The following is a 13722-nucleotide window of genomic DNA, read 5'->3' as shown; positions in this document are numbered from 1 at the left end:
CCCTTAAGGTAGTGGACAGCTTCTATGCTTCCTCCCAGTTATGGTAAACTTCCTGCACATCATCGTCATCTTCCAGCAGATCCAAAGTTTTCTGGATATTTTTAATGTCCTCCTCACTCTCGAGAGACACCCATGTCTGAGGAATCATGGTCACTTCCGCACTTGCCATGGCAATGCCGGCTTCCTCAAGCGCAAGGCGCACTTCGCTGAAGTCTTCAGGCGCGGTGAGAATCTCAAAGCTGTCTTCTTCTTCTGCAAAATCCTCTGCCCCCGCGTCAAGAGCCTGCATCATCAGATCATCCGCATCCATGTCACAGTCTTCTTTGTCAATGATTATCTGCCCCTTTTGGTCGAACATAAAAGATACACAGCCGCTTGTACCGATGTTTCCGTTCCCTTTCGTGAAAGCGCTCCGCACATTAGATGCCGTACGGTTGCGGTTATCGGTCAGCGCATCCACAATGATGGCCGTTCCATTTGGTCCATATCCCTCGTATACAATATGTTCATAATTGTTGGCGTCTCCGTCCCCGGCAGCCTTCTTTATACTTCTGTCAATGTTATCGTTCGGCATATTATTGGCCTTTGCCTTCGCAATGGCATCACGCAGTCTGCTGTTGTTGGCAGGGTCCGGTCCGCCGCCTTCCTTCACGGCCACAGCAATCTCTCTGCCGATCTTAGTGAAAATCTTCCCCTTCGCGGCATCGTTTTTTTCTTTTTTATGCTTGATGTTTGCAAATTTTGAATGTCCTGACATTGTTTCTACCTCTCTTATGTAAACTTAATCTTTTTATAGTCTATCACTCTTTATCCTTCTTTACAATACGCACTTTCCGTATTGTATTATTGTCTACAGACAACACTTCGAATAGATATCCTTCAAATTGTACGGTACATTTTTCATCTTCTGAGGGAATCCGGTCGAGGCAGTCTATCAGATATCCGTTGATAGTATCATAGTCTTCCTCGTCAAAATCCACCTGCAGCAGTTCTTCCAAATCTTCCAGCTGCGTCATTCCATCCACTACATATGTACCGTCTGCCTGCTGGATAATCAGTTCTTCTTCTTCGTCATATTCGTCCTGAATATTCCCCACTATCTCCTCTATGATGTCTTCCATCGTAACTATGCCTTCTGTCTGGCCATATTCATCCAGAACGACCACCATATGGCATTTATCCTTCTGCATCTGCTGGAACAGCTTGTCTATACTCTTTGTCTCCGGGATAAAGCATACCGGCCGGATATACTCTTTCAGGCTTCCCACGGGCAGTCCGCGGAGACTTTCATCCATATAACATGCCATGATATCCCGAAGATGCATGAGCCCGACAATACTGTCGATGTCTTCCTCATACACAGGAAAACGGGAGTTATTTTCCTCCAGCATAAACAAGACAGCTTCTTCCACTGTCATATCCCCTGAAAGGGCCACGATATTTTTTCTGTGGGTCATAATATCTCTGGCCTCAGCCTCCATATAGTCAAAGATATTACACATCATTTTAAGTCCCCGCTTTGGAAGAATCCCCTTATCGTATCCCTCCTCCAATTTTGCTATGATTTCTCCGGCGGCCTTTTCCTTGTCTCCGTTATCTGAGAACGCCCTTTTCATTCTCTGCAGTAAACTGCTCTCCTCGTCCATACTTCTTTTTTAAATCTCCTTTTCTATGTATGAAGCATCAGGCTTACACACAGTGCTTCATCAACTTTTTTCATCAGTTCCCGATCCACGTGGCAGACCAATTCTTTCAGCCGCTGCTTGTCAATCGTCCGTATCTGCTCAAGAAGGACTACGGAATCCTTCACGATATGATATCTCTTGGCATCTATCTCCACATGAGTAGGAAGCTTTGCTTTATTCATTTTTGAAGTTATAGCGGCACAAATCACGGTAGGACTGTGCTTGTTCCCTATATCATTCTGTATAATAAGAACCGGGCGGATTCCCCCCTGTTCGGAACCAACCACCGGGCTTAAATCTGCATAATAAATATCTCCACGTCTAATCTGCACTTCATTCACACTCCGTCTTAAAGATAACAAAAGTATTTCCATCTTTTTTCGGAAGTATTCCGTGCATATTCTGATTAATCAAAATAATCTGTCTGTTCTACTACTTTTCCGCCCTGTACATACTCTCTGGGCACCCGTTTATTAATGTCGCAGATAAACTCATAATTGAACCGGCCGGCCAGATTGCTCAGCGTCTCTACCGGAAGAAATTCATCTCCGTTTTTCCCTACCAGCGTCACTTTGTCCCCAAACTTTACATCCTCAATATCCGTCACGTCGACCATAAATTGATCCATACATATGCGCCCCAGAACCGGCGCCTTTTTACCGTGTATGAGCACATATCCTTTGTTTGACAGGCTTCTGGGATAACCGTCTCCGTATCCCATAGGAATCGTTGCTACTTTTGTGCGTTTCTGCGCCTTATACGTCCACCCGTAGCTGACCGGAGTTCCCGGCTCAATCCATTTCACATGTACCACATGGGCAATCAGCTCCATGGCCGGCTTGAGCGGAACCATCCCTTTCTGCACTTCCTCTGAAGGATACAGGCCATAGGTGGCGATTCCGGCCCTCACAAAATCCATATCGGCCTCCGGGATATCGATGATTCCCGCGCTGTTGCAGCAATGGTGGTAAGGAAACACCAAGCCCTGCTCCGCCAGCCTCTCCTTCATTTCTACAAATCGGCCGAACTGCTGCCGGCTGGGCTCTTTATCTGTTTCATCAGACTTGGCAAAATGAGTGTAAAGCCCCTCCAATTCTACAAACGGCAGACGGCTTACCTCCATGATCGCGGCGGCACTCTCCTCATCGGCCGGAAATCCCAGACGCGACATGCCTGTGTCAAGTTTTATGTGAAATATGGCATTTTTGCCCATCTTCTGTGCCTTATACGACGCGAGCCGCGCCAGCTCCAGATTAGAAGTCGTCATCCGTATCTCCTGAGCGATCATAGCCTCAAACTGATCCGGGAAAATACATCCAAGACAGAGAATCGGTTTTTTTATCCCTGCATTTCTCAGCACTGTCCCTTCATCCAGCGTGGCCACCGCAAAGCCCCATATTTCTTCCATATCCTCCAACATTCTCGCGATAGGCACGGCGCCGTGGCCGTATGCGTCTGTTTTGACCACTGCCGTAATCTTTGTACCCTTCTGTAAACGGGCGTGCATCATCTTTATATTATGCTTTACTGCGTCCAAATCTATGACTGCACGTATTCTGCTGTAAGTCTTCATGCTGTTCCTCCAAACTCTTCCATGTCATTCCTATTCCGTCTATGATATCCCGGGCCAGTACACTGTACATTCCCTTATCGGCAGCGGCACGTTCACCGGCAAGCCCGTGAAGATAAACACCCAGAACCGCGGCTTCCCAGCCCGGCAGGCCTTGCGCCAGCAGTCCTGCTGTCAATCCCGCAAGTACATCTCCGGCCCCCGCTTTTGCCATGGCAGCATTACCTGAAGTATTGATAAAAAGCTGCTTTTCCCTTGCGGCAGCAAGTGTCCTTGCGTCTTTCAATACACATACTGCGGGATATTCCTTCACAAAATCCCTCACGAGTTCCACCCGCTCTTTTTTCCATTCCTGTACCGTATGTCCGGCAAGCCGTGACATCTCTTTCATATGCGGCGTCAATATATAGTCTGCCTTAGCCGATTTCAGGATTTCCATCAATCCATGGTTCTCTCCTAAAATATTCAATGCATCCGCATCCAGGACACAAGGCTTTCGGTTAAACTCCAGCAATGCCTCTGTAAGCATTACTGCCGTCCTTCCTTTTCCGAGGCCGCAGCCCATGCAGGCCACATCCGCCCAGTCGAGCAGCTCTGCAAGCTGTCGGACTGCGGATTCACCGTCCCTTTCATCATACGTCGTGAGGACAGCCTCGGGCAAGAGTCCCTGCAGAATCTCTCTGTTGGACTCCTCCGTATAGACACGCACTAATCCTGCCCCTGCCGCATAGGCGGCGCCGGCGCTCAAATAAGCCGCGCCACACATCCCTTTGCTCCCGGCGACCAGAAGCATCTTCCCAAAGCATCCCTTATTGGAATCCGCGGGGCGTTCCGGTTTAAGCTTCCAAATATCCTCCATATCCAGCGCAAAGCTGACGTCCTGCACCTTGCCAAGCCCCGGAGCTTCAATCCCAATCGGCATGACAAATACCTGCCCGCACAGCTCACTTCCGGGATAAAAGATATGGCCGCGTTTCGCATACGCAAACGTTACCGTGATATCTGCCTTAAAAGCAGTCCCCAGCACTTTCCCTGTGTCCGCACATATCCCGGACGGGATATCGACTGCTACTTTCTCTGCATCATAGGAATTCATCTGCTCTATAATTTCTTTGTATGTTCCTTCTATTGGTCGTGTAAGGCCGATGCCGAACACTGCATCTATAATAACACTATATTCCCTGTCAGGCAAACAGTTTCCCACGGACACGCCAAGATTTCGCAGAATTTCCATCTGTGTTCTCGTCTCTTCACTCCGGGATTCCATTCTTCCCACTAACACTACGTCCGCAAAAATTCCTTCCTCCGAGAGGAGTCTGGCTATCGCGAAACCGTCTCCGCCGTTGTTGCCCGAGCCGCAGACAATGAGGGGATTGGAGATATCTACTCCCTCCTGCTTCATGATATTGATACAGGAGAGTGCCGCCCTCTCCATCAGTACCAGAGAGGGGATTCCCACGTCATGAATCGTCCGCATATCTGCTTCCTTCATCTGGGCAGCCGTCACTATATACCGCATATTATTCCCTTCTTTCCACTTTGTACCGCACTTTTCCGCCTTAAACGATAGAACGTGCAGGGATGTCTGTCTTTTCCCTACACGTTTCTAATTGATTTTAATCATTCTTATGTTCTTCGTTGTAGCGGGTAATGTTGTAAGACAGTCTCATCAAACTTTCAGATAAATGTACATTCTCTACGATAATATTGTCCGGCAGATTCAAATCTGTATGCGCAAAGTTCCAGATTGCCTTTACACCGTTATCCACTAAAAGATTGGCGACCTCTACCGCCTTAGTCTTCGGAATGGTAAGCACCCCGATTTCAATATCGTTCTCTCTGACAAAGTCCTTCAAGTCTTCCATCATACGAATCTCAATCCCACGGATGGTCACGCCTGTGAGCCTTGGATTGACATCGAAAATCCCTTTTAAAATGAAACCCCTGCTCTCAAATGCAGAATAGTTAGCCAGCGCCTGCCCAAGGTTACCGGCTCCGATTATTATAATATTATGATTCTCGTTGAGACCTAAAATCTTGCCGATTTCTGTATATAAATATTTAACATTATACCCATAGCCCTGCTGTCCGAATCCGCCGAAATTGTTGAGGTCCTGACGTATCTGGGACGCTGTGACTTTCATTCTCTTACTCAAATCGTTGGAGGAAATGCGCTCTACTCCATGTTCAAGCAGTTCCCCAAGATAACGATAGTACCTCGGAAGTCTTCTTATAACGGCCTGAGATATTTCTCTTTCTTCCACCCTAGCATCCACCTTCCTTATTTTTCTAAACTTTATTATATTAAATTGACATATAAAAGTCAAACTTTATAGTTGTTTTTTATTATATTTTCGTTATAATTAGGTAGATAGAGCATTTGACAGGAACTAACAGGAGGTTTTATTCATGATACTTGCATGTCATAACCTGAACAAAGCATTCGGGGACCAGATAATCGTAAAAGATGGTTCCTTTCATATAGAGGACCGGGAAAAGGCTGCGCTCGTAGGCCTGAACGGCGCCGGAAAGTCTACACTTCTCAAGATAGTCATGGGGGAACTTCAGGCAGACAGCGGGGAAGTTATCCTGACGAAGGGAAAAACGGTAGGTTATCTGGCACAGCATCAGGATTTGATGAGTGGCAATACGATATATGAAGAAGTGAAGACCGCCAAGGCCGAAATCATAGAGATGGAAAAGCAAATCCGTACCATAGAACTGGAAATGTCACATCTAAGCGGTGAACAGCTGGATGCGAGGCTCGCTTCCTACCATCGTCTCACCGCCGCTTTTGAGCGGGCCGACGGATACGCCTACAAGAGTGAATTGACCGGCGTCCTCAAGGGACTGGGCTTTACGGAAGAGGAATTCGACAAACCGGTGGACGCCCTTTCCGGCGGTCAGAAGACCCGTGTATCTCTCGGGAAGCTTCTTCTCACCAAGCCGGATATTTTACTGCTGGACGAGCCGACCAACCATTTGGATATGAATTCTATCGCATGGCTGGAAACTTACCTGCTCAATTATCCAGGCGCAGTATTGATAGTCTCACATGACCGTTATTTCCTCAATCGAGTGGTGACAAAAGTCATTGAGATTGAGCTTGGCAGCGTCATGACTTATATGGGAAATTATTCGGATTTTGCCGAAAAGAAAAAGCAGCTCCGCGATGCCAAGCTGAAAGAATACCTTAACCAGCAGAGGGAAATCAAGCATCAAGAAGCGGTTATCGAAAAGCTCCGCTCCTTTAACAGAGAAAAATCTATCCGGCGTGCAGAGAGCCGGGAAAAGCTGCTGAATAAAATCACTCCTCTGGAAAAACCGGTAGAGCAGAACACAGATATCCATCTGCAGTTGGAGCCTGCCTGCGTCAGTGGGAACGATGTCCTCCATGTGGAAAATTTAAGTAAATCTTTCCCGCCGCAGACTCTGTTTACCGGCATCAGCTTCGATATCCGCCGGGGAGAGCATGTGGCCATCATCGGGGATAACGGCACCGGTAAGACGACGCTTCTAAAGATACTCAACAGCGTCATCCCCGCCGACAGTGGTTTCTTCACTCTTGGCACAAATGTAAAAGTCGGCTACTACGATCAGGAGCATCATGTACTCCATATGGAGAAGACTATTTTTCAGGAAATATCGGATGCATACCCGAAGCTCACCAACACGGAAATCCGCAATATGCTCGCCGCCTTTCTCTTTACAGGAGATGATGTTTTCAAATTAATCGGTGATTTGAGCGGAGGGGAAAGGGGACGCGTCTCGCTGGCAAAGCTGATGCTTTCCGAGGCCAATTTCCTGATTCTTGATGAGCCTACAAACCATCTAGACATTGCTTCGAAAGAGATTCTGGAGCGGGCGCTCAACGATTATACGGGAACGGTGCTCTATGTCTCTCATGACCGTTACTTTATTAATCAGACCGCCACACGCATTCTCGATTTGGTGAACAACACCTTTGTGAATTATATCGGCAATTACGACTACTATCTTGAGAAGAAAGATGAATTGACACAAGTCTACGCCGTCCCGCCCGCCACCGGCACCTCCGGTACAGAAGCTGTACCCGCTGTGGACGTCTCTGAGTCCAAATTAAGCTGGCAGGAGCAAAAAGAAGCACAGGCCCGGGAGCGTAAGCGCCAGAATGATTTAAAGCGGACGGAAGAACGGATTGGCTGGCTTGAAGAGCGGGATGCTGAGATCGATGCCCTGCTCTCTCAGGAGGAAGTCTACACCAACTCGGTGCGCTGTCAGGAACTGGCAAAAGAAAAGGCCGCCAATGCGGCTGAATTGGAAGAATTATATGAAAAATGGGAAGAACTCGCCGAATAGGCGGGAACTTCCCATTTTTTATTACTTATCAAGTTTCTCTGCAATCGCCTTTATAAACGCCTCACTGTTCAGCACGACTGGATTAGGTAGGCTGGTAATCAATGCCAGATCCTTCGTCATCTTCCCTTCCTCAATCGTATCAATAGTCGCCTTCTCTAATTTGTCGGCGAACTCCATAAGCTCTTGATTTCCGTCCAGTTCTCCGCGTTTTCTCAATGCTCCTGTCCAAGCGAAAATAGTTGCCACTGAGTTGGTAGAAGTCTCCTCTCCTTTTAAGTACTTATAATAATGGCGCTGCACAGTGCCGTGGGCAGCCTCATACTCATAATACCCGTGGGGAGATACCAATACGGATGTCATCATCGCAAGTGAGCCGAAGGCGGAAGATACCATGTCGCTCATCACATCGCCGTCGTAATTCTTGCAGGCCCAGATATAGCCGCCCTCAGACTTCATCACACGTGCCACCGCATCGTCGATCAGCGTGTAGAAATACTCAATTCCTGCCTCTGCGAATTTCTCCTTATATTCTGCATCAAAGATTTCTTGAAAGATATCCTTGAAAGTGTGGTCGTATTTTTTAGAAATCGTATCTTTCGTGGCAAACCACAAATCCTGCTTGATATCCAGCGCATAATTGAAGCAGCTTCTGGCAAAGCTTTCGATGGATTCTTCCACATTGTGCATACCCTGTACAATCCCTGCTCCGGTAAACTGATGTATCAGCTCACGCTCCTGAGTTCCGTCCTCTTTTGTATATACCAGCTCCACTTTTCCCGCTTCCGGTATCTTCATTTCAGAACCCTTGTATACGTCTCCGTACGCATGACGGGCAATTGTAATCGGCCGCTTCCAATTTTTCACACAAGGCTCGATTCCTTCGACTACGATCGGGGTACGGAAAACCGTTCCGTCCAAAATGGCACGAATCGTACCATTCGGGCTTTTCCACATTTCTTTTAAATTATATTCCGTCATTCGTGCCGCATTCGGGGTAATCGTGGCACACTTTACTGCCACCTTATATTTCTTTGTTGCGTTTGCGGAGTCGATGGTCACCTGATCGTTCGTTTCATTTCGATATTCTAATCCCAAATCATAGTAATCCGTCTTCAAGTCTATGAACGGCATCAACAGCTCATCCTTTATCATTTTCCAGAGAATTCGTGTCATCTCATCTCCGTCCATCTCTACAATTGGTTCGGTCATCTGAATTTTGCTCATGTTTCTCCCTCCTGCGCTATATTAAAATCATAAATTAGTCCTGTTCCATATGAAGATTCTCCATCACATGCATAATGTGGACGTTGGCAAGTCTCTCCGCGCGCTCCACGTCCTTTGCCCGGATGGCCTCCAGCATCTCCCTGTGTTCTTCGATAGATTTTCTGGCCCTGTCCTCAGTCCTCACGGATTTGCGTCTGGTAAGCTGGACATATTTATGAAAATCTGACAATACATGTTCCAATATCCTGCTCTCACACGCGTCATACAATATTTGATGGAACTTTCCATCGAGCTCTGTCATCTGAGCGGAATGTCCTTTTTCCACATGATATTCCGCCAAAAGTATTACTTCCTCCAAGGCTTCCAGCTGTTCCGGCGTAATATGCTCTGCGGCCCATCTGGCACACAGTCCTTCCAGCATAGAACGTATCATGTAAATATCATGTACATCCTTCTGGGAGATTCCAGTGACATAGGCGCCCTTGTTTGGCACGATTTCCACCAAGCCCTCCAGCTCCAGCTGCCGAAGGGCTTCTCGAACTGGTGTACGGCTCACGCCCAGTTCTTTCCCTAGCGTAGCCTCCCTAAGCTCTTCTTTTTCGCTGTACTTCCCTTTTAGAATGTCATCTCTTATTGACTGAAAAACTCGACTTCTCAATGAATTATCTTCCATTTTCTTTCTTTTTGTTCTCCTGATTCGTTATGTAGTTGTTATAAATTTATTCCCTCTTCGGCACAAATCCGCTCAATGACTGTTGTCAATTCTTCATCGGTGAGTACCGTGACACGCCCTGTCTCGTACTCTTCATCTACCCAGTCCTTTACCCGCTGTACAAGAATCGAATTCTTATCCACCTGTCTGTCTTCCGCAAGCTTAAAATAACTGTTCATCCAGTGGGCGATTCCCGCAAGCCCCGATGTATTCGACACCGCCACAAGGGGCGGCCGGTTCAGGAACTTGCCTGTGTCGAAAATATTATATATCTCTTCATTTTTCAAAAGTCCATCGGCATGAATCCCCGCTCTCGTCACATTGAAGTTTCTTCCGACAAAAGGTGTCCTTGACGGTACCCGGTAGCCGATTTCTTTCTCATAATAATCAGCTAAGTCGCTGATTGCCGTTGTGTCCATGCCATCCAGTGTTCCTCGAAGCTGTGCGTATTCAAATACCATCGCTTCCAGCGGAGTGTTGCCTGTACGCTCACCGATTCCGAACAAGGAACAGTTCACACCGGATGCACCATAGAGCCAGGCCGTGGTCGAATTATTTACCGCCTTATAAAAATCATTATGTCCATGGAATTCTATCAGCTCGCTTGGCACACCGGCATGATTCTTAAGGCCATAGATAATGCCCGGTATGGACCGTGGTATTACAGCCCCCGGAAAGTTCACTCCGTATCCCATCGTATCACACGCCCGGATTTTTATAGGAATCTTATACTCCTCCATCAGATTCATAAGTTCCAAACAAAATGGTATCACGAATCCGTAGATGTCTGAGCGGGTAATATCCTCCAAATGACACCGGGGGCTTACCCCAATTTCCAGACAGTCTCTGATAACCGATAGGTAATGCTCCATGGCTTCCCTTCTTGTCATCTTCAATTTGTAGAAAATGTGGTAATCCGAACAGCTCACAAGCACGCCGGTTTCTTTGAGCCCAAGTTCTTTGACTAACTCGAAATCCTTCTTACTTGCCCGTATCCAGCTGGTGACTTCCGGAAATTCATATCCCCTCTCCAGACATTTATAAACAGCATCTCTGTCCTTTTTGCTGTAGAGAAAATACTCACATTGGCGAATCTTTCCCTTGGGGCCTCCAAGGCGGTGGAAGTAGTCATAAATGGTCACGATCTGCTCCGTAGTGTACGGCGCCCTTGACTGCTGCCCGTCCCTGAATGTAGTATCCGTAATCCATATCTCATCCGGCATATCATGGGGCACGATCCTGTCGTTAAAAGCAATCTTCGGAATCTCGTCATAGTGAAACAAGTTCCGGAATACATTGGGCGTCTGCACATCCACAAGCGGATACATGTGTTCTTCCAGCTGCAGCAGATTTGTGTGTTCATTTAAGTAAACTTTTCTATTCTCCATCATTTTCCACTCCTCGGTAGTATTTTGTATAATCGTATACAATTATACAACTAATGTCAAGGATATTTTCAAATTGTATTTATTTTAATGCATTGACGTGATGTCTCATCACTGTGGACAGCAATATAAAAGGCGGGAAATCCAGTAACTCCCGCCCCATCCGACTTATCTCAGTCTCCCGCTTTCATATTTCACCAGTGTCTTCAGGTGATGGAGGACATCCTGATAGCGCTGCTCCAGTGCTTCTGAGGTTTCTGTCATATCAAGGCTCTGGGCTGCCGCAGAGATAAATTCAGCGGTAATCTCTGTTTCCACGCCCTGAAGAAACGCGATTTTCTCCTCGTTTGTCCCTAATTCCAAAAACTGCATGAGCAGACTCTGCTCTCCGGCATCTGTAACCGCCGTATCCTCTTCCAATTCAAATCGATACTCTTGTCTGACATCCGGAAACTTCTGCCGGTCAATCTTTCCGGCAAACATTTCAAGAGGTCTGGCATAAACAGGATGATTTCCATAGATTCCTTGATATATCACCAGCTCCTCGCCTGTCTCCGTGTGTTTTGCCAAAGCTATCACCTGATAACGGTCTCCCTTGAAATGCCTGTAGCATTCGCCCGGTCTGGGTATTCTGTACTCCATCGCCTGATTCCACATCCTCTCTAATATAATTTCGCGCTGATTGTCTTCGGCCGGAAACCATTTGCCTCCAGCGCCCGTATAATCCTCTGTTTATGTTCTGTTCCAAAGGCTTCCATCGTGACACGGAGTTCTACCGCCGCATTCCGGTTGATGCTTACGAACTGGTTATGCTCCAGCTTGATAACATTTCCCTGCTCGTCGGCTATTGTCTGGGCAACCCGCACCAGTTCGCCCGGCTTGTCGGGCAGAAGCACAGATACAGAAAAGATACGGTCCCTCTGTATCAGTCCATGCTGAACCACGGAGGACATCGTAATCACATCCATGTTTCCGCCGCTCAAAATACAGACCGCCTTTTTCCCTTTTAAATCCATCTGCTTTAAAGCCGCCACGGACAGCAATCCGGAATTCTCTACGACCATCTTATGATTCTCCACCATGTCAAGGAAAGCGCCTACCAGCTCTTCATCTTCTACTGTCAGGATATCATCTACATTCTCAAGCACATAAGGCAGATTCTGTTCACCCACCGTCTTGACCGCAGTACCGTCGGCGATTGTATTCGCGCTGGAGAGCGTCACCGTATGGCCTTCTTTCACCGCTGCAGACATGCTGGCCGCCTCTGCCGGCTCGACACCGATAACCTTGATTTTTGGATTCAGCATCTTGGCAAGTGTAGAGACCCCTGATATGAGGCCGCCCCCTCCGATAGGAACCACGATATAATCTACGGTAGGCAGCTCCTGCACGATTTCCATAGCGATGGTTCCCTGACCGGTGGCCACGTCCAAATCATCGAAAGGATGGACGAAAGTATACCCGTGCTCCTCAGCCAGCTCATATGCTTTGGCGCACGCATCATCGTAGACATCCCCGTAAAGCACGACATCTGCGCCATAGCTCTTAGTACGGTCTACCTTGATGAGCGGGGTTACCGTAGGCATGACGATAGTGGCCTTACATCCGAACTCTTTCGCAGCATAAGCGACACCCTGCGCGTGATTGCCGGCGGATGCGGTAATCAGCCCTTTCGCGCGCTCCTCCTCTGAGAGCGTACTGATTTTATAGTAAGCCCCTCTCAGCTTGTAGGCTCCTGTATACTGCATATTCTCAGGCTTTAAATAGACTTTCCCGTTGGCCTGCGCACTCAGGCACTCGCTGTACATAAGCTTTGTGGGCCTTGTGACCCTCTTCACGATTTCACTGGCTTCTTCAAATTTTTCTAATGTTAACATGCCTCTTCTCCTTCTTCCATTGTAAACAGTGCATTTACGAAGTCGTCCGAATCAAACTTCTGTAAATCGTCAATAGTTTCTCCGACACCGATATATTTCACCGGGATTCCCAGTTCCGCCTGAATGGCAACCGCGATACCGCCCTTTGCGGTACCGTCCATCTTGGTCAGGATGATTCCCGTAATATCAGCGACCTCACTGAACTCTTTTGCCTGAGACAATGCATTCTGCCCCGTCGTCCCATCCAATACTACCAAAGTCTCACGGAAAGCCTCCGGATACTCTCTCTCCAACACACGGTTAATTTTTTTTAACTCTTCCATCAAATTCTTTTTATTGTGAAGCCTGCCCGCCGTATCGCACAGCAGTACGTCTGCCTTTCTGGCCTTGGCAGCGGCCACCGCGTCATATACAATGGCCGCCGGGTCCGCTCCTTCCTGCCCGCCGATCAAATCTGCGTCCGCCCTCTTTGCCCATTCCTTTAACTGTTCACCGGCCGCCGCACGGAATGTGTCCGCCGCCGCCAGCACGACCTTCTTGCCTTGTCCTTTCAGCTTTCCTGCCAGCTTCCCTATGGTCGTCGTCTTCCCGACACCGTTGACTCCGATAACAAGTACCACCGATGTTTTCTCTTCAAACTCATAGGCCGTCTCTCCCACATTCATCTGCTCTTTAATACTGTCGATCAGCAGTTGCTTACAGGCAAGCGGCTCCTTGATATGCTGCTCCTTGACCTTCTGCCTCAAATCATCCAAAATGGCGTAAGTCGCCTTCACTCCTAAATCTCCCATGATAAGAATCTCTTCCAGCTCTTCGTAGAACTCCTCATCAATCTTGGAAAATCCGTGAAAAATACTATCTATGCCGGAAACAATATTCTCTCTGGTCTTGGTAAGGCCGGAGACCAGCCGTTTAAAAAAATCCATCCTTT

At 47.6% G+C, this 13722-nt stretch carries 13 protein-coding genes; 1 reads left to right on the top strand and 12 read right to left on the bottom strand.

Annotated features, from left to right (window positions below):
* Positions 1-22: 22 nt before the first annotated feature.
* From BN6465_RS04605 to BN6465_RS04580, 6 genes are all read right to left on the bottom strand, one after another.
* Entirely contained in the window at positions 23-757 is a 735-nt protein-coding gene (locus BN6465_RS04605; RefSeq protein WP_066732136.1) for a YebC/PmpR family DNA-binding transcriptional regulator, read from the bottom strand.
* 43 nt (positions 758-800) lie between these two features.
* Positions 801-1646, bottom strand: coding sequence for a hemolysin family protein (locus BN6465_RS04600; RefSeq protein WP_066732134.1), 846 nt, complete (start codon positions 1644-1646; stop codon positions 801-803).
* A gap of 23 nt (positions 1647-1669) precedes the next feature.
* Entirely contained in the window at positions 1670-2017 is a 348-nt protein-coding gene (locus BN6465_RS04595) for a type II toxin-antitoxin system PemK/MazF family toxin (protein ID WP_066732132.1), read from the bottom strand.
* 74 nt (positions 2018-2091) lie between these two features.
* Positions 2092-3258, bottom strand: a complete 1167-nt coding sequence (gene alr / locus BN6465_RS04590) for an alanine racemase (RefSeq protein WP_066732130.1) — start codon at positions 3256-3258, stop codon at positions 2092-2094.
* Positions 3203-4774 carry a bifunctional ADP-dependent NAD(P)H-hydrate dehydratase/NAD(P)H-hydrate epimerase gene (locus tag BN6465_RS04585; protein ID WP_066732128.1) on the bottom strand — a complete coding sequence of 524 codons (1572 nt, stop codon included), beginning with the start codon at positions 4772-4774 and terminating at the stop codon, positions 3203-3205. Before BN6465_RS04585 ends, alr begins: the two co-directional genes overlap by 56 nt.
* A gap of 97 nt (positions 4775-4871) precedes the next feature.
* Positions 4872-5519: a redox-sensing transcriptional repressor Rex gene (locus BN6465_RS04580; RefSeq protein WP_066732126.1), complete on the bottom strand. Its 648-nt coding sequence runs from the start codon at positions 5517-5519 to the stop codon at positions 4872-4874.
* A gap of 145 nt (positions 5520-5664) precedes the next feature.
* Here BN6465_RS04580 and abc-f point away from each other — a divergent pair, with 145 nt between their 5' ends.
* The gene (gene abc-f / locus BN6465_RS04575; protein WP_066732124.1) at positions 5665-7593 is read left to right on the top strand and encodes a ribosomal protection-like ABC-F family protein; all 1929 of its coding nucleotides are present in this window, start codon (positions 5665-5667) and stop codon (positions 7591-7593) included.
* Between the two features lie 21 nt (positions 7594-7614).
* On the opposite strand, the gene BN6465_RS04570 is transcribed toward abc-f, so the two are convergent.
* The 6 genes from BN6465_RS04570 to ftsY form a co-directional block, all read right to left on the bottom strand.
* Positions 7615-8817: an NADP-dependent isocitrate dehydrogenase gene (locus BN6465_RS04570; RefSeq protein ID WP_066732122.1), complete on the bottom strand. Its 1203-nt coding sequence runs from the start codon at positions 8815-8817 to the stop codon at positions 7615-7617.
* A gap of 34 nt (positions 8818-8851) precedes the next feature.
* Positions 8852-9490 carry a GntR family transcriptional regulator gene (locus BN6465_RS04565; protein ID WP_066732120.1) on the bottom strand — a complete coding sequence of 213 codons (639 nt, stop codon included), beginning with the start codon at positions 9488-9490 and terminating at the stop codon, positions 8852-8854.
* Positions 9491-9528: 38 nt separating this feature from the next.
* Positions 9529-10917, bottom strand: coding sequence for a beta/alpha barrel domain-containing protein (locus BN6465_RS04560; RefSeq protein ID WP_066732118.1), 1389 nt, complete (start codon positions 10915-10917; stop codon positions 9529-9531).
* Between the two features lie 165 nt (positions 10918-11082).
* Positions 11083-11556 (bottom strand): DUF1653 domain-containing protein, encoded by a 474-nt coding sequence (locus BN6465_RS04555; RefSeq protein ID WP_066732117.1) that lies wholly within the window; start codon positions 11554-11556, stop codon positions 11083-11085.
* Between the two features lie 20 nt (positions 11557-11576).
* Complete coding sequence (gene ilvA, locus BN6465_RS04550; RefSeq protein WP_066732115.1) at positions 11577-12791, bottom strand: threonine ammonia-lyase; 1215 nt, start codon at positions 12789-12791, stop codon at positions 11577-11579.
* Complete coding sequence (gene ftsY, locus BN6465_RS04545; protein ID WP_066732113.1) at positions 12785-13717, bottom strand: signal recognition particle-docking protein FtsY; 933 nt, start codon at positions 13715-13717, stop codon at positions 12785-12787. Before ftsY ends, ilvA begins: the two co-directional genes overlap by 7 nt.
* Positions 13718-13722: the final 5 nt, after the last annotated feature.

The sequence above is a fragment of the Bariatricus massiliensis genome, from assembly GCF_900086725.1.
In the GTDB taxonomy this organism is placed as follows: domain Bacteria; phylum Bacillota; class Clostridia; order Lachnospirales; family Lachnospiraceae; genus Allocoprococcus; species Allocoprococcus massiliensis.
Note: the sequence above shows the minus strand (reverse complement) of the source record. Positions and strands in the feature narration are given on the sequence as shown.

Bases quoted from the DNA above. Each gene is read 5' to 3' on its own strand.
- BN6465_RS04605 (WP_066732136.1), bottom strand. From the start codon at position 757: ATGTCAGGACATTCAAAATTTGCAAACATCAAGCATAAAAAAGAAAAA.
- BN6465_RS04600 (WP_066732134.1), bottom strand. From the start codon at position 1,646: ATGGACGAGGAGAGCAGTTTACTGCAGAGAATGAAAAGGGCGTTCTCA.
- alr (WP_066732130.1), bottom strand. From the start codon at position 3,258: ATGAAGACTTACAGCAGAATACGTGCAGTCATAGATTTGGACGCAGTA.
- BN6465_RS04585 (WP_066732128.1), bottom strand. From the start codon at position 4,774: ATGCGGTATATAGTGACGGCTGCCCAGATGAAGGAAGCAGATATGCGG.
- abc-f (WP_066732124.1), top strand. From the start codon at position 5,665: ATGATACTTGCATGTCATAACCTGAACAAAGCATTCGGGGACCAGATA.
- BN6465_RS04570 (WP_066732122.1), bottom strand. From the start codon at position 8,817: ATGAGCAAAATTCAGATGACCGAACCAATTGTAGAGATGGACGGAGAT.
- BN6465_RS04565 (WP_066732120.1), bottom strand. From the start codon at position 9,490: ATGGAAGATAATTCATTGAGAAGTCGAGTTTTTCAGTCAATAAGAGAT.
- BN6465_RS04560 (WP_066732118.1), bottom strand. From the start codon at position 10,917: ATGGAGAATAGAAAAGTTTACTTAAATGAACACACAAATCTGCTGCAG.
- BN6465_RS04555 (WP_066732117.1), bottom strand. From the start codon at position 11,556: ATGGAGTACAGAATACCCAGACCGGGCGAATGCTACAGGCATTTCAAG.
- ilvA (WP_066732115.1), bottom strand. From the start codon at position 12,791: ATGTTAACATTAGAAAAATTTGAAGAAGCCAGTGAAATCGTGAAGAGG.
- ftsY (WP_066732113.1), bottom strand. From the start codon at position 13,717: ATGGATTTTTTTAAACGGCTGGTCTCCGGCCTTACCAAGACCAGAGAG.